Consider the following 15431-nt stretch of genomic DNA (forward strand, 5'->3'; position numbering starts at 1 on the left):
GGGTGCGCGTCCGCAACGCCACAGGTGGTGTGGTCAGGCACCACACCACATGGGAATTGCCGCTTTCGGACGGTCGTGTCTTGCGTACCCGGATCTCGCGGCCCATGGACAACACCGACTACGGATCCAAGCTGTGGTGCCAGATCCTGAAGGACCAACTCGAGGTCAGCGAAGCCCAGTTCTGGGCATGCGTAAACGATCGAGTTCGTCCAGCGCGCACCCCAGAATCTGTCATGATCCCCGACAAGGAGCCAATCCCTCTCGGTATCGTCGAGAAGCTCATACGCCTGGTTCACCTGACCCCAGGGGAAATCGAGGAGATGACCAAAGATCAGGCGGTAGCCCGGCTCAACCAATTCTGGGCTGAACAGTGAGCTCCGCCGACTCCTCATTTAGATGAAAGCCCGGAGAACCGTGGGGCTACCACCTTGGCACCAGCTCGGCGGTGATGCCCGATGAACGGCCGAGGCGACATCACAGCGGCGGACGGGGCAGCGATTGGGTGCGCGGATGGGTCGGCAGGTGCCCGGCGTCCTATAGCCGCCACCCCAAACGCCGAACACGCCAACGGTATCCGGGCTGCTCGGGCACACATTCGAGGTACCTGGGCGAAATCCAGAATGAATAGCAAAACTCATACGCATCTCGGTAGGGGCGTGCAGTGAACGCCGCGTGCACCGCCGCAGATGTCCGGACGCCGGCACCTGGTTTCACCTCCGCGACCGCGACGACGCCTCCACTCCCTCCTTCCACCGCAAAGTGCTTACCGCCAACCAGATCACAGCACTCGAATTCGTCTCTACCCAGCGCGTACAGGATCGGCTAAGCAAACTCGGTGAGTAGGCAGACCCTTCGCTTTCTGTGAATCCCTCGGTCCGGGGAGAACGACTTCTCTTGCCCGGCAGCGCCATCGAGTCAAAACGGTCGAGCCGCGGAGCCTTGGACCTTGCCACCTTCGTGCTCTCCGACCTGATCGGACCGGCTGCCGTCCCCACCTTCCGCATCCTCCAACCCGGAAACGACATTGGGGCTGGTACCGCCTCTGCGGTACCAGCCCCAATGGAGTCGGTTCGTGCAATGACACGATGAGTGGAGCTAAGGGGACTCGAACCCCTGACCCCCACACTGCCAGTGTGGTGCGCTACCAGCTGCGCCATAGCCCCTTGCGGTTGTCGCTGGGATTACCCGGCGACTGGACGAAGGTACACCATGGGGGTTGGGGGTGTGCAAATCGCCTGGTAAAGGTGGGTCTTTCGGGGGAAGTGGTGGGTTGGGTCGCACGGATGGCGGGGCACTCGGTGTTGAGGTCGGCGGCTGCGCCGGAGAGTGTGAGTTTCCCGCCTACTGTCGAGTTGCGGCATGGGACACAGGGATTCAACAGTTTCGCGGAGGTCGTGCTGCGGGACGGGTCGCTGTACACGCGGCCTCGGGAGTCAGGGGGTCCGTGGCGGAAGGTGCCGACACCGGGGTGTTTGGACGGGCAGGTCACCGCGGTGTCGGTGGACGGGGAACATGCTCGTGGCCGCGGATCGGAACGGGCGGATCACCGTCGCCCCGCTGGGCGCGACCCTGCACGGGGGCTGAGCACGACGGCTAGCTGGGGATCATCGCCCCAGGGTGGTACGTGACCGCGGGGTTCCACAGGAAGAACCCGTTGTACCCCGCCGCATAGGTGGCGTCGATCTGGGCCTTCACCTGCTCGTCCCCGTAGGAGACGCCCAGACTGAAGTCCTGCAGCCACGGAATCACCTGCGCACTGGTCCCCGCCGTGCGCGCCCGGAAGTCCTGCAGCGACCGGAACACGATGTCGTAGGGCTGCGAGTTCGGGCTCGCGACATCGTATTCCCCGGCATGCCAGTGCGACGGATACAGCATGGGCGCCAGGAAATCCGAGTAGCGCGCCATCGCCGGGATGTCCTGGGCGATCTCGTCGGGCCGGGTGGCGGCGATACCGAACACGGCGGCGCTCAACGACGCACCGGCCTGGTGGATCGGCTCCCGGCAGTCGCGCAGGAAGTTGGCGATCGAGTCCGACGGGGATTCGGTGAGCCCCGGGAACTGCATGCCGCCGAGCCCGCCGTCGGGGCGGCGGATGTAGTCGTACATGACGCCGTCGAAGCCGAGCTTCGCCGCCTCGACGGCGAGATCACGGTTGTAGGACCGGATTTCGGGACTCCCGAAGTTGGTGAACGCGATCGCGCCGTAACCGCTGGAGTACGGCTGACCACCCGCGTTCTGGATCACCCAGTCGGGATGGCCGTTGCGCCAGGCCCACACGGCGACGGTCGGATCGCGGAAGGCGACGATGCGGCCGATGACCTTCAACCCCATGTCGTGCAGTTGCTTCAGTGCGGCCGGGGCGTCGTAAATCGTGGTGGCGGCACCGGATTCGCGGGCCAGCGGCACCTGCGAGTCGTAGCCGATCATGCCGTCCTCGTCCTTGATGTCGAGCTGCACGGTGTCGATCCGGCCCTGACGGGCGAGATCCAGCACGGCCTCCCGCATCGGGTCGTAGGCCCACGCGTAGGCGGTGACGTGGACGGCGCGAATGCGCGGCAACGTCACCTCGACCTTCACCAGGCTGACGACGGTGTCCCCCGCCGCACCGGTGGCCACCACCGTCGCGTCGACCGGACCGTGCGGCAGCCGGATCTCGAAGGAGCCGTCCAGGCTGGGACGCACCGACTGGTCGCCGATCGCGACCTGGTTCGCGCCGATCGCCTTGCCGCGCACCAGCACCGGGTCCCGATAGGAGGTGGCTGCGGGGGTCGGTGCGAGTTCCAGGGTGGGCGGCTGGACGGCGGCCGAGGGGCGGCTGCGGCCGAAGACGAACACCACCGCGGCGAGCACCAGGCACAGCACCGCGCCGATCGCGAGCAGGGCGGACCGCCGACGGCGGATCGACCGGAGTCGCATGAGCAACCTAGACACCAACTTCCACAGACGGCTGTTGGGCATCACTATCTCGCCTGTATGCGAACAACGTCCGATTTTCGCGGAGATCACGTCAAAACCGTTGTCGCCGCGTAGCGTTGCGGCGATGAAGGCGTCGACCATGCTGCGAATGGTCACGGCGGCGCTGCTGTGCGCGACCGCCACCGCGTGCGGAGGATCCACCGCTCCGAGCCCGGCGGCCGCGCCCGCCCCGCCCCCGGCGGCGGCCAAGCCACCGGATCCGGCCGCGGTCGCCGCCAATGAGCTGGGCCGGATCCCGATCCTCATGTACCACCGCGTCGAAGCCGCACCCGGCGGCGAATACGACCAGACCCCGGCGAAATTCACCGCCGAACTGGAGCGGCTCCACGCCGAGGGCTACCGCCCGATCACCATCACCGAGTACCTGTCGGGCGTCATCGACCTACCCGCGGGCACCCATCCGGTGATCCTCACCTTCGACGACTCCACCGGCAGCCAGCTGACCCTCACCCCGGCCGGCGACCCCACCCCCGACTGCGCCGTCGGCCTGCTCGAGCAATTCCATTCCCGCCACCCGGATTTCGCGGCCACCGCCACCTTCTTCATCAACAACGAACCCTTCGGCGAGGACGCCCGCACCCTGCCCTGGCTGGTGCGCCACGGCTACGACATCGGCGCGCACACCGCCACCCACGCCAATCTGGGCCAGCTGCCGCCCGCCGACGTGCAACGCGAACTGGTCCAGAACATCCGCGCCATCACCACCGCCGCCCCCGGCACCACCATCCGGTCCATGGCCCTGCCGCTCGGCGTCTATCCCGCCGACCACGGCCTGGCCCGCGCGGGCAGCTGGGACGGCACGCCCTACCGGTTCGGCGGCGTCCTGCTGGTCGGCTCCAACCCGGCCGCCTCGCCTTTCACGGCGGCCCTGGACCCGGCGGGCATCCCCCGAATCCGGTCCGGCCGCAGCTCCGTCGCGTTCGACTCCGGCTACTGGCTCGACTGGCTGGCGGCCAACCCGGCCGAGCGCTACACCTCCGACGGCGACGCCACGCATGTCTCGTTCCCGCGCGCCGCCGCCGCAGAACTGTCCGTGAGCTGGAACTCGACCGCGCAGCCGTACTGACCGCGCGCAGCCTGGCGCTTTGGCTCCTGTTCCTCCGGACGCGCGCGATACTGTTCGGTGTGAGCGCAATTCGGCACAGCCCTGCCCCGGCGAGGTCGAGCGGACGGGTTCCGCGCAACGCCGAATTGCTACTGTGCGCGGCGGCGCTGGCGCTGACCGGGTTCGCGTATCTGGCCATGACCTCCACCACCGGCAGCGGGTTCGACGGGCAGAGCATTCGGGCGCTGGTCGTCTTCACCGTGTTCGTGTTGGTCACGCATCTGGCGGTGCGGTGGTGGGCGCCGGCGGCCGATCCGGTGTTATTGCCGTGCGTGGCGCTGCTCAACGGGATCGGGCTGGTTCTCATCGATCGGCTCGACCGGGCGGAGGTGACGCAGGCCGCGCACGCGGGCAAGCCGATCCCTTCGTCGGATTCGGCGCATCAGCTGATCTGGACCGGCTTGGGCATGGCCTTGTTCGTACTGGTGCTGGCCTTGGTGCCCGATCACACCAAACCCGCCCGATACGGCTACACCTGTGGACTTGCCGGGGTGATCCTGCTGCTCATCCCCGCGCTGCTGCCGTCCCGCTTCAGTGAGGTCAACGGCGGCAAGAGCTGGATTCTGATCAGCGGCTTCTCGATTCAGCCCGGTGAGTTCGCCAAGGTGCTGTTGATCATCTTCATCGCCGCCTTCCTGGTCGCCAACCGGGATCTGTTCACCACGGCGGGAAAACGCTTCCTGGGCATGACCTTCCCGCGCCTGCGCGATCTGGCCCCGCTGCTGCTCGTCACCTTCGTCGCGGTGCTGGTGCTGGTGTACGAGAAGAACCTGGGCTTCTCGCTGCTGGTGTTCGGGACCGTGCTGGCCATGATGTACATCGCGACCGGGCGGGCGTCGTGGCTGCTGATCGGGCTGGCCATGTTCTCGGTCGGCGCGATCATCGCCTACGGGCTGTTCGCGCATGTGCGGGTGCGCGTACAGGTGTGGCAGGACCCGCTGGCCACGTATTACACGACGGGATACCAGATCTCGCAGGGCCTGTTCGGCATGGGCACCGGCGGGCTGATCGGCACCGGCCTGGGCAATGGCCGGCCGCAGGACGTGCCGTTCGCCAAGACCGACTTCATCATCTCCACCATCGGCGAGGAACTCGGACTGGCCGGGCTGGCCGGGGTGCTGGCGCTGTTCCTGATCCTGTGCGTGCGCGGTTTCAGCGCCGCCCTCACCACCCGCGACGCGTTCGGCAAACTGCTGGGCGGCGGACTGGCGTTCTCCATCGGCTGGCAGTTGTTCGTGGTGGTCGGCGGTGTCACCAAACTGATTCCACTGACCGGCCTGACCACGCCGTTCATGTCCTATGGCGGTTCCTCGCTGCTCGCCAACTACATCATCCTGGCGCTGCTCATCCGGATCTCCGGCGACGCCCGGTCGGCCCCGCCGCCGCCCGCGCGCCCCACCGCCCCGGTGCCGCCGATCGCCGAGGACCTGACCGCCCACGTGTCCCGCCGCCTGCTGCCCCGCCGCCGCTGAACCGGAGGCCATCGATCCGATTGCGCTGCCGCACAGCCCGAACCGGGAGCATGCTGGACCGGTGACTTCCTCCAGCACCGGTCGGACCGCCCTCGACAATGTGCGCGTCTTCGACGGCCGAGGACTGACCGAACCGACCACGATCGTCATCGACGGCGCGATCATCGGCGCCGATGACACGGGGGCCGACCGCATCGACGCGGTGGGCGCGGTCCTGCTGCCCGGCCTCATCGACGCCCACGTCCACATCCGCGACCATGACACCCCGGCGCTGCTCGCCGCGCACGGCGTCACCACCGGCCTGGACATGGCCTGTGAGCCCGAGGTGGTCGCCGACCTCCGGAACACCGTCGGCACCAGCGATATTCGCAGCGCGGGCCGCGCCATCGTCGGACCCGACGGCATGCACGGCAAATTCCTCGGCGAACCCGCCATCATCCGCGACGCGGAGCAGGCCGAACCGGCTGTCGCCCAGCGCCATTCGACCGGGTCCGACTACATCAAGCTGGTGCTGGAGGCCCTCGGCGAGGGCGGCCCGGACGCCGCCTCCGCCAAGGCCGTCGTCGCCGAGGCCCATGCCCGCGGCCTGCTCGTCATCGCCCACGCGGCCACCCCCGGCGCGTACACCATGGCGCTGGACGCGGGCGCGGACGTCATCACCCACGTCCCCGCGGGCAATCCGCTCCCGGCCGCCACCATCGAACGCATCGCCGCCGAGGGCACGATCGTGGTCCCCACCCTCACCATGATGGAAGGGATGGCCGCGGTGCGGGGCTTTCCCGACGCGTTCGGCGCGTGCCTGGCGTCGGTTGCCGCCATGCACGCCGCGGGCATCCCGATCCTCGCGGGCACCGACGCCAACGCCAATCCCGGCGTCCCCATGAATCCCGCGTTCGGGTCGAGCCTGCACCATGAACTCGAACTGCTGGTCGCGGCCGGACTCTCCCCCGCCGAGGCCCTGCACGCCGCGACGGCGGGGCCCGCCGAACGGTTCGGTCTCGCGGATCGCGGGGCGATCACCCCGGGACTGCGCGCCGATCTCGTTCTGCTCGACGCGGATCCGCTCGCCGACATCACCGCGACGACGCGCATCCGTCAGATCTGGTCCGCCGGAATCCCGGTCCCCCGGTAGGTTTCAGTCGCGGACGGGCAGCCGATCGGTCACCAGGCGGGTCAGCGGGCTCAGGGTCAGGCAGATCGTGAGCCAGCACGCGCCCATCAGCCATCCGGCCAGCACGTCCGTCGGCCAGTGCACGCCCAGATAAAGACGCGACAAGCCGACGGCGAGCACGAACAGGGCGGCGAGCGCGGTCACCACGGCCCTGGCGACCGGCCGGAGCCAGGGCAGTGCGACGACGACCAGGATCCCGAGCACCACCGTCGAGCCGAGGGTGTGGCCGGAGGGATAGGAGTGGTTCGTCTCGGTGACGAGGTGATCGATGACCGGCGGACGGTCGCGCCCGATCAGGAGTTTGCCGAAGAAGACGATCAGTCCCGCCCCGGCCGAGGTCACGGCGACGAGCACGGCCCGGTCCCAATACCTGCGCCAGGCCAGGAACAGACAGGCCAGCGTCGAGTAGACCGTGACCGACGTGGTGTCGCCCGCCGCGCTGATCGCCTTAGCGACCGTGGTCCAGGTGTCGGTGCGGTGGTCGATGAACCACTGCAACCAGGCCGCGTCAGGTCCGGCGGGACCGTGCGCCCAGACCACCACGCAGGTGAGGGCGATGATGATCGCCGCCAGCACGGACGCGATGAACACACCGGTGAGCGTGTAGTCGGCCGGTGGTGTCGTCGGCGCTGTCTCCTTCGGCGTGGGCGGTGTGGACGGCATGTCATCGAGGTTGCCACGCCTTCGCTGAGAGAATCTCGAGAGTCGGGTCCCAGTGGTGGGTACGGGCCGTGACCATGGGGCACTGGCGGTGTAGCCGAAACAGTCGCATACTCGGATATGTAAGCATCGGCTGATTACTAAATGACCATCCAGCCTTCGGAAGAAGAGTGCTGACATGAACGATATTTCGATCGACACTCCCTATTTGTCCGGCGTCTCCCGGATCGGCATCGAAAATGCTCTGGTCACCGCGGGATACGACCTCCGCCGTGTGCGGCTCACCGATCTCACGCTGGTGGAGGACTTCCACACCATGGGCCGGATCGCCACGGGCGCGCTGGTGGAACTGGCGGGAATCACCGCGGATTCGCGGGTGCTGGATGCCGGCAGCGGGATCGGGGGGACCGCGCGATTCATCGCCGACAGCCGGAGATGCCGGGTCACGACCGTGGACCTGACCGAGGACTACTGCGAGACGGCGCGGTGGATCAACAAGCTTGTCGGACTGGATGATCGGATCACGGTGCGGCAGGGCGACGTCACCGATCTACCGTTCGCGGACAACAGCTTCGACACGATCGTCAGCCAGCACGTGCAGATGAACATCGCCGACAAGGACGGCCTCTACCGCGAGGCGCATCGGGTGCTGGATACCGGTGGCCTGCTGGCCATCTGGGATATCACCACCGCATCCGAGGGCGAGCCCGACTTCCCGCTCCCGTGGGCGGACCGCGCGGACCAGAGTCACCTGGTGACCGCCGGCGAACTGCGCGCGGCCGTCGAACGATCGGGCCTGACGGTGGAGCGGTGGGAGGACCTCACCGAGCAGGCGACCACCGTCATGCGGATGGTGCTGGCGAATCCGCCGAATCCCGTTGGCCTGCAATCCTTCGTCGCGAACTTTCCGGCCAAGATCGAGCACCTGACCGAGGCACTCGCGGACGGGCGCTTGCGGGCGATCCGGGGGATCGCCCGCAAGCCCTGATCAGCTCGACCCGGCTTGCTCGGCTCAGCGCAGCGTGACCGTGGTCGGCAGGGTGGCGAAGCCGCGGTTGTTGGAGGCGTGGATGCGCTTGCTGCCCGCGGTGTCCACCTCGAAATCGGCGACGCGGGAAGCGATTTCCTGCAGGGCCGTGCGCAGCTCCAGCAGCGCCAGGTTGGAGCCCAGACAATGGTGGCGGCCGCTGCCGAAGACCAGCGAGGCGGAAGTGTCGCGGTCCAGGTCGAAGGTGTCCGGGTCGGCGAAGACCTCCGGATCGCGGTTGGCGGCGCCGGTGAGCAGCAGCACGCGGGCATCGGCGGGGATGGTGACGCCGTGCAGTTCGACCGCCTCGGTGGTGGTGCGCAGCTGGGTCTGGGTGGCCGGATCCCAGCGCATGGCCTCGTCGATCCAGTCGTCGATCCGGCCGTCGAGCGCGGCGCGGCGGGCCTCGGGATGCAGGGCGGCGGCGTTCCAGGCATTGCCGAAGGTCAGCATGCTGGTCTCGATGCCCGCGCCGACCAGCAGGATCAGCACGCCCACGATCTCCTCGGGGGTGAGCCGGTCGTCGCCCTCGGCGGCGTCGAGCAGGCCGGACAGCAGGTCCTCCTGGCGGGACTTGCTGCGCTCGATGGTCAGCTCGGTGTAGTAGCCGACCAGCGCGCCGATCGCCTGCATGGCCTCGGGCCGCAGGTCGGTGGACTCCTCCTCGGTGTACATGATCTCCATGCCGAGCTTGCGCAGCATCTCCCGATCGCCCTCGGGCACGCCGACCAGCTCGGAGATCACCTCGGTCGGGAACGGCCCGGCGAACTCCGCCATCAGATCGAAGCTGCCGCGCGCGAGCAGCGGCTCCAGCATCGAGACCGCGATCTCGCGCAGCCGCGGCCCCAGCGCCTGCACCCGGTGCGCGGTGAAGGCCCGCGTCACCAGGCCGCGCAGCCGGGTGTGCTTGGGCGGGTCCATGGCGACGAAGGAGAAGAAGCGCTCGGCTTGCGGGCCCCAGAAGGCGGGCTCCATACGCAGGCCGTTCTTGCTGGAGAAACGATCCGAATCGCGGAGGGCGGCGAGCACGTCCGCGTGGCGCGACAGGGCCCAGAAATCGTCGGTCTCGTTCCGGTAGACCGGGGCCTCGCTGCGCAACCTGGCATAGTAAGGGTACGGATCGGAATGGACTTCGAAATCGAACGGGCTGTATCGCAACTGCATGACGAACCTTCCGGCGATGTCGCGGCGCGGGCGCGGGACCGCCGCTACCGATCCGCAACTGGAGCTGACATAGTCAGACAGTAGCCGAAAAGGATTGGGAGCGTTGTGAACTCGGATTCAGCGGCGGAGCGCGTCGACACCACCAAACCACACCCGGCCCGCCGGTACGACTATTGGCTGGGTGGTAAGGACAATTTCCCCGCGGATCGCGAATCCGCCGACGCGGTCGCCGAGGCTTTTCCGACAGTCCAGCTCGCCGCGGTCGAGAATCGGAATTTCCTGCGGCGCGCCGTTGCATATCTGACCGGTGAAGCCGGAATCCGCCAGTTCCTCGATATCGGCACCGGCCTGCCCACCGCGGGCAATGTGCACGAGATCGCCCAGGGCATCGCCCCCGAATCCCGCATCGTCTACGTCGACAACGACCCCATCGTGCTGGTGCACGCCCGGCACCTGCTCGACAGCTCCCCCGAGGGCCGGACCGCCTACCTGGACGCGGACCTCCGCGACCCGAAGCGCATCCTCGATCACCCCGACCTACGCTCGACCATCGACCTGAGTCAGCCGGTCGCGCTCATGGTGGTGGCGGTGGCGCACTTCATGCCCGACGACGAGCACCCCTACGAGCTGATCCGCACCCTCACCGACGCCCTGGCGCCGGGCAGCTACCTGGTCATGTCGCACGCCACCAACGACTACTTCGACGAGCATGATCTGGCCCGGTCGGCCGAGGCCAACACCCGCAGCGGCGTGCCGTTCCAACTGCGCTCGAGCGCCGAATTCGCCCAGTTCTTCGACGGCTTCACCCTGGTCCCGCCGGGCATCACCGCGGTCACGCTGTGGCGGCCGGAGGAGTATCGGCCGCATCCGCGACCGGAGGCGGTGTCCATGCTCGGCGCGGTGGCCCGGATTCCCTGACCGGTCCGCGCCGAGCCGCGTGGTCACAACCTGCCGACATCCTTGAGCACCCGCCGGGCCTGCGCGAAGAGCATGCCCACATTGACCGATTTGCGGCACACCACCACCACGACCACATCCTCGCGGCTCTCGGTCCTCACGAACAGGTGGGTGAGGTTGTCACTGTTGACCAGGACCTCCTGGAAGTAGTGGCGGTCGGAGCGGATGCCGCGGCGCTCCTTCCAGATGTTCTCGATCATGACCACATTGCGGCCCTGGAACAGCTCCAGGGTGGCCGCGGCCAGCAGATCGAGCACTTCGGTGGGGTGGTTGTCGACGGTCTCCACGGCCAGCAACATGCCGGTCGCCATATCGATGGCGCCCGCGGCGATGCAGTCAGGCACGTCCGATCGCAGCATCTTGACCAGCGTCGCGATTCGATCCGTCATGCTGCCGGGTGCGCCGGCTCCGCTCGGATTGTTCATTGCGTCCTCTCTGATTTCCTTGGGGTGAGGCTTCGTTGACCGCCGCGCAGCATGGGCTGGGGCGGGCTGGGCGGGAGCGCGTCATTGATGCCGCTGGCCCCGCGGCGGCGGCGCGGCAGCAAGGTGCGGCCGGTCAGGCCGCGGGCGGACGCGGGGCCGAGCGGACCCGGATCGGCTTCCACCGGTGCGATGACGAGCAGGTCGTCGTCGAGCATCCGGACCACCTCGACGGTGACCGCGTACAGGCTGCGGCACAACAACTTCGCGATATCGCGGCAGCTGCGGCGGCCATTGGACCACAGCAGGATCTCGCGGCGGTGGCCGCTGCCCGGACCGCTGAGCAACACCCGGCCACGTTCGGTGAGCTGCAGGTGATTGCGGTGCGGGGAGATACGGCCGTGGGCGAGCGCGCCCAGCCGCCGTTCGGTCTCCAGCAGTATCCACTCGGGTTCGAAGCCGGGCACCTGCGGCGCGGCGTCCTCGAATGTGCCGGGCGCGTCGGTGGATTCGAGGTCAGTGTCCGACTGCCAGAAGCAGTTGCCGATCCAGCCTGAGGTGATGGCGAAACAGCCGTCCACCGCGGCCATCATGGTCACCACGCGCAGATCGGCCTCCCCGGTGGAGGTGCGCCCGGGGCGCGCGAGCAATTCGCGCACCCCGGGCGCACCGGGCGAGTCCACCGTGACCACCAGCCCGTGGACGATGCGGAGGTCGCCGCCCGGCTCCCCGGTCACCCGCAGTACCCCGGTCCGCGTGGTGGCCGCCGCCTGCGCCAGTTCCCGGACCAGCTCGCGGGCCGATTCGCGGTCCAACGCCGGAAGGCGCCCGGGTCCGGCGACAGGTCCCGTAGTCATGCGCGAACTCCTGGGGAAATAGGCAGAACGACATGGCGCGAATGTGCGACCGACCGCGGCCGACAGCGAAATGCGCACGCCTGGTGAATATTTCGACGGCGAATCGCACCAAACTCGCTCTCCGCGTGTGGGATATCGTGACAGCCCAGCAGTTTTGGGGCAATGGATTCCTGCGAATCGAGTACTTAAGTCCCTTCGCGGCTACCGAATTCACTGGGCGGGATACCAGCATCACCAGCGCAAGCGATCCGCTACCCGCGCGTCACAGGGGTCAAGTCCTATTAACAGAGGCAGCGCGGAGTCACAATTCTTCCCGACGGAATTATTTTGCGGCGCAATATGAACCGCCCGGTCGAATTGATTTGTCTGATTTCGAATCGGCGCGATTATCGAGGACTCACCGATCGCGCGGGACGACGCATTCCGCCAGGGCCAGCAGATCCGCGGCGGGACGTCCCCCCAGCATGTCCGCGGCGGCGCGCAGATGGCGCAGGGATTCCGCTTGCGCCCAAGCCTTTCCGCCCGCACGCGCGATGAGATCCGCGGCGTGCGCGGCCGATTCGCGATCCAGAGCCTTCCTGGGCCCGGTCGTGATGCCGGCCCAGGCAGAGCTCGATGACCACGTCCGCCAGCCGCGCGATGCTGTCCAGCGTCGTGGTCGCCGGGGCGTCGGCCAGGGTCCAGATGGCCCGGCTGTGCAGGGCGTCCCCGACCAGCACCGCGTCGTCCACGCCCCATAACTGCCACACCGTGGGACGCCCCCGGCGCACGGTGCCACCCTCCACGATGTCGTCGTGGATGACCGTGAAGTTGTGCACCATCTCGGCCGCGGCCGCGGCGTGCACGGCGGCGGCGGGCTCGGCGTCCAGGGCCGCGGCGGGCGCCAGCACCAGCGCCGGGCGCAGTCCCCGGCCCGACTCCCCCTCCGCCACCACACCGTTCGCGTCGCACCAGCCCACGTGGTACTCGGCCATCAGGCGCAATTCACTGGGCAGGGTGTCGAACGCGACCCGCAGCAGCGGCCGGGTGAGACTCTTGGCCCGCCGCAGTAGGTACGGGGCCCGCTCATCGAGCCCGATTCCACTGTCCCGCGTGCCTTTCCGGTGAGAAACGCGGGACCGGCCGCTGTCGACGAACTCATGGCAACCTCCAGTGAACTGCTGCGGACTCGTGATCGCCGGACCCGACCGGGCCGGCGCCGACCCGATGGGCACCGGGCCCCGCGAGATGTGGGTGCCGACCGGCTCAGCGACGAGCCGCGGGGACGGCGTGCGCGCTGACGAACGGCCCCAGCGGGCGGCCGAACGCCGGCCTGGGCCGCGGCACGCGCAGCGCCGCCTCGGAGTAGCGTCCGGTCCTGATGTGCCAGTGCAGGTTTCCGGCCATGTGATCGCGCAGCCGATCGACGTGCGTCAGCAGCGCGGCCCGGACCTCCTCCGACAGTTGATGATCGGCCATGAAGCCCGGAAGCTGATCGCGGACAACGAGTTCGAACTGCCGCAGCCGCTCATTGGCCAGGTCCACCACGATCGCCGACGCGCGCTCCCGCGAACAGCCCAGGAACGACTGCGTCAGATACACCAGATTGTGCAACTCGTGGTCATATTCGATTTCCCGCTGATACGAGTACAGATCGTTGACCAGACCGGCGTAGTCCTGCGCCGAATGGTGCAGCTGCCGGACGATACCGGAGTCCGCGAGTTCCGCGACCGCCGGATCCGAGACAACTCCGGGCGAATGGAGAGCATCCAGCGCGCCGAACAAGGGACCGCCGGAGGTGATCCGCCGCAATTCGAGATAGTCGACCGGATCCGGCAAACGGTTCCGGGTCTCGTTCTCCAGCACGGTGATCCAGCCGTCGACGAGTTCGATCAGCGCCGCACGCAGTCGATTCCGGCCACTGTCGTCGCACACCGCCGACGTCTCCCGCCACAGCGCGGCCAGACCGAATTCGAGCGGACTGGACGGCGCCGGCGCGCTCTCGCTCAGCTGAAGGGGTAAGCGCCGCAATTGATCCCGGCCCGAGACCGGATCGGCCCGGAACACCCGGGTCCCCAGATCATCGGCGTAGCTGCCCCAGGCGCACCAGCGCGAGCGCGACATCAAGGTCTCCGCGTCGGCCTCGGGGTCGGCCATGGCCAGGAGCGCCGGGAAGTCCGCGCCCGTCAGCGATTCCGCTGTCCAGCCCACCCGCGGATCCAGCAGTCCCACCGAGGCCGCCCACTTCGAGACATCGGCGCGGGCCAGCTCCACGTGCGGATTCACCCCCACGACATAGGGCATCTCCAGCCCGGTGACGGGCAGCGGACCTGCCACCCGGGGCGGCGGCACATGCTGATTCAGCTGTACCCGCAGCCCGGGCCGCAGCCGTGCGCCGGCGGTGCCCAGCCCGGTCGGCCCCCGATCGACGCCGCTGTTCATGTAGCGACTCGACCGCAGATGCCATTCGTGCCCACCGGACTGCCAGTCCTGCAGTCCCAGCGTGTAGCGCGTCACCGCGAACTGTTCCTCGGGAGTGGCCGCGCGTTCGGTGAACAGCTGCGGCACCTCGGCGAGGGCGGTGTGCTCGAACTGCCCGAGGCGGGAGGTGAGCACGTCATTGGTGAGCTCGGCGGCCGCCTGGGTGGGTAAACCCAGGAACCGTTCCAGCACCAGCACCATGTTCGCGTTCTCACCCTCGACCCGCACCTCGCGTTCGTAGGAGAACAGGTCGTTGCGCAGATGCACTGCGTCGGAGAAGGTTTCGCACAGCACTCGCAGCGGGCGCTCCTCGGCGAAACGGTCGGGCACCTCGGCGCCGCAGGCGAATTCCACCAGCGCGGCCGACCAGGGCGCGCCGCCCACCCGGCGGCGCATCTCGATGTACTCGATCGGATTGGCGACCCGGTCGCGGGCGATATTGTCCAATTCCCAGAGGGATTCGACCATGAGGTTGTGGGTGGAGCGGCGCATGCGCCGCCGCCAGCCCTCCGACATGGCGGGCACGGTGCGGGCCCAGCAGTCGGCCAGCCCGGCCTCCGAGGCGTTCTCCGGTTCCGGTGCGGGACAGCCCGGTTCGGCCATGAACTCTTCCAGGCGCGCCAGGTAGCGGGTGGCCTCGGCGCGGTTGCCGGTGCGCTTGTAGGCGTCGAGGAACCAGTCGTCGAAGTAGAAGACCCAGATGTACCACTCGGTCAGAAGCGTCAAAGTCTCGGCGTCGCAATCGGGATGGGTGTAGGCGCACAGCAGCGCGTACCCCATGCGCTCCAGTTTCTCGGCGTCCCAGATGGGTTTGCCGTCGACCCCGGGCTCACCGAGCATGCCCAGGCGCTCGGCCCATTCGGCGGCGTGGACGCGGGCGTAGTCGTGATGGGGATTGAGCCGGGCGGGGTGCGGCGTATAGAAATCGGGCAGGGTGAAGGGCTTCAATGCGTGGCCCTCTCGCTGGGCTGATCAATAGGACATGCCGGTGAGCACTGCTTTTGGGAAATATCGCTACTCGGGGAAAGGCCGAACGGGACCGCGTAGGAACTGCACTGCGAAGACGTGACTCTCACTGCGACAACGTGATCAGTGTCACAACCATGGTAAAGGCCCGTAGCCGTCTCGCCAACACCTCGCAATATTCTCCGACCGACCGG

The 15431-nt window shown here is 68.0% G+C and carries 13 protein-coding genes and 1 tRNA gene; 6 read left to right on the forward strand and 8 right to left on the reverse strand.

The genetic code is table 11. The features are described 5' to 3' along the window. Positions 1-2: 2 nt before the first annotated feature. Positions 3-374 carry a cytotoxic translational repressor of toxin-antitoxin stability system gene (locus tag ACFYTS_RS27120; protein ID WP_387308149.1) on the forward strand — a complete coding sequence of 124 codons (372 nt, stop codon included), beginning with the start codon at positions 3-5 and terminating at the stop codon, positions 372-374. Between the two features lie 716 nt (positions 375-1090). Here the strand turns inward: ACFYTS_RS27120 and ACFYTS_RS27125 are convergent. After that, positions 1091-1163: transfer RNA gene (locus ACFYTS_RS27125), tRNA-Ala, on the reverse strand. A 430-nt stretch (positions 1164-1593) separates the two neighbouring features. After that, on the reverse strand, positions 1594-2916 hold the full coding sequence (locus tag ACFYTS_RS27130; RefSeq protein WP_387308151.1) for a putative glycoside hydrolase: 1323 nt from the start codon (positions 2914-2916) through the stop codon (positions 1594-1596). A 124-nt stretch (positions 2917-3040) separates the two neighbouring features. Here ACFYTS_RS27130 and ACFYTS_RS27135 point away from each other — a divergent pair, with 124 nt between their 5' ends. From ACFYTS_RS27135 to ACFYTS_RS27145, 3 genes are all read left to right on the forward strand, one after another. Next, entirely contained in the window at positions 3041-4042 is a 1002-nt protein-coding gene (locus ACFYTS_RS27135; RefSeq protein WP_387308153.1) for a polysaccharide deacetylase family protein, read from the forward strand. A 59-nt stretch (positions 4043-4101) separates the two neighbouring features. After that, positions 4102-5553 (forward strand): FtsW/RodA/SpoVE family cell cycle protein, encoded by a 1452-nt coding sequence (locus ACFYTS_RS27140; protein ID WP_387308154.1) that lies wholly within the window; start codon positions 4102-4104, stop codon positions 5551-5553. 61 nt (positions 5554-5614) lie between these two features. Beyond that, positions 5615-6685, forward strand: coding sequence for an amidohydrolase family protein (locus ACFYTS_RS27145; RefSeq protein WP_387308156.1), 1071 nt, complete (start codon positions 5615-5617; stop codon positions 6683-6685). A 3-nt stretch (positions 6686-6688) separates the two neighbouring features. Here the strand turns inward: ACFYTS_RS27145 and ACFYTS_RS27150 are convergent, their stop codons facing one another. Continuing rightward, a complete protein-coding gene (locus ACFYTS_RS27150; protein ID WP_357278782.1) occupies positions 6689-7387 on the reverse strand; it encodes a phosphatase PAP2 family protein in 699 nt (232 codons plus the stop codon). A 175-nt stretch (positions 7388-7562) separates the two neighbouring features. Between ACFYTS_RS27150 and ACFYTS_RS27155 the strand changes: the two genes are divergently transcribed. Next, the gene (locus ACFYTS_RS27155; protein ID WP_387308159.1) at positions 7563-8372 is read left to right on the forward strand and encodes a class I SAM-dependent methyltransferase; all 810 of its coding nucleotides are present in this window, start codon (positions 7563-7565) and stop codon (positions 8370-8372) included. Between the two features lie 24 nt (positions 8373-8396). Here ACFYTS_RS27155 and ACFYTS_RS27160 read toward each other — a convergent pair whose 3' ends face one another. After that, entirely contained in the window at positions 8397-9509 is a 1113-nt protein-coding gene (locus ACFYTS_RS27160) for a cytochrome P450 (RefSeq protein WP_357278786.1), read from the reverse strand. A 171-nt stretch (positions 9510-9680) separates the two neighbouring features. Here ACFYTS_RS27160 and ACFYTS_RS27165 point away from each other — a divergent pair, with 171 nt between their 5' ends. Next, positions 9681-10493 carry an SAM-dependent methyltransferase gene (locus tag ACFYTS_RS27165; RefSeq protein ID WP_357278788.1) on the forward strand — a complete coding sequence of 271 codons (813 nt, stop codon included), beginning with the start codon at positions 9681-9683 and terminating at the stop codon, positions 10491-10493. Between the two features lie 23 nt (positions 10494-10516). Here the strand turns inward: ACFYTS_RS27165 and ACFYTS_RS27170 are convergent, their stop codons facing one another. From ACFYTS_RS27170 to ACFYTS_RS27185, 4 genes are all read right to left on the reverse strand, one after another. Next, positions 10517-10957, reverse strand: coding sequence for a hypothetical protein (locus ACFYTS_RS27170; RefSeq protein ID WP_387308161.1), 441 nt, complete (start codon positions 10955-10957; stop codon positions 10517-10519). Then, positions 10954-11811, reverse strand: coding sequence for a hypothetical protein (locus tag ACFYTS_RS27175; RefSeq protein WP_387308163.1), 858 nt, complete (start codon positions 11809-11811; stop codon positions 10954-10956). Before ACFYTS_RS27175 ends, ACFYTS_RS27170 begins: the two co-directional genes overlap by 4 nt. Before the next feature lie 386 nt (positions 11812-12197). Continuing rightward, positions 12198-12785 (reverse strand): polyprenyl synthetase family protein, encoded by a 588-nt coding sequence (locus ACFYTS_RS27180; RefSeq protein ID WP_387308165.1) that lies wholly within the window; start codon positions 12783-12785, stop codon positions 12198-12200. 271 nt (positions 12786-13056) lie between these two features. Continuing rightward, positions 13057-15219, reverse strand: a complete 2163-nt coding sequence (locus ACFYTS_RS27185; protein ID WP_387308167.1) for a germacradienol/geosmin synthase — start codon at positions 15217-15219, stop codon at positions 13057-13059. Positions 15220-15431: the final 212 nt, after the last annotated feature.

It is taken from the genome of Nocardia sp. NPDC004151 (assembly GCF_042874235.1).
In the GTDB taxonomy this organism is placed as follows: domain Bacteria; phylum Actinomycetota; class Actinomycetes; order Mycobacteriales; family Mycobacteriaceae; genus Nocardia.

Bases quoted from the DNA above. Each gene is read 5' to 3' on its own strand.
- ACFYTS_RS27150 (WP_357278782.1), bottom strand. From the start codon at position 7,387: ATGCCGTCCACACCGCCCACGCCGAAGGAGACAGCGCCGACGACACCA.
- ACFYTS_RS27180 (WP_387308165.1), bottom strand. From the start codon at position 12,785: ATGGCCGAGTACCACGTGGGCTGGTGCGACGCGAACGGTGTGGTGGCG.
- ACFYTS_RS27135 (WP_387308153.1), top strand. From the start codon at position 3,041: ATGAAGGCGTCGACCATGCTGCGAATGGTCACGGCGGCGCTGCTGTGC.
- ACFYTS_RS27155 (WP_387308159.1), top strand. From the start codon at position 7,563: ATGAACGATATTTCGATCGACACTCCCTATTTGTCCGGCGTCTCCCGG.
- ACFYTS_RS27175 (WP_387308163.1), bottom strand. From the start codon at position 11,811: ATGACTACGGGACCTGTCGCCGGACCCGGGCGCCTTCCGGCGTTGGAC.
- ACFYTS_RS27170 (WP_387308161.1), bottom strand. From the start codon at position 10,957: ATGAACAATCCGAGCGGAGCCGGCGCACCCGGCAGCATGACGGATCGA.
- ACFYTS_RS27130 (WP_387308151.1), bottom strand. From the start codon at position 2,916: ATGCGACTCCGGTCGATCCGCCGTCGGCGGTCCGCCCTGCTCGCGATC.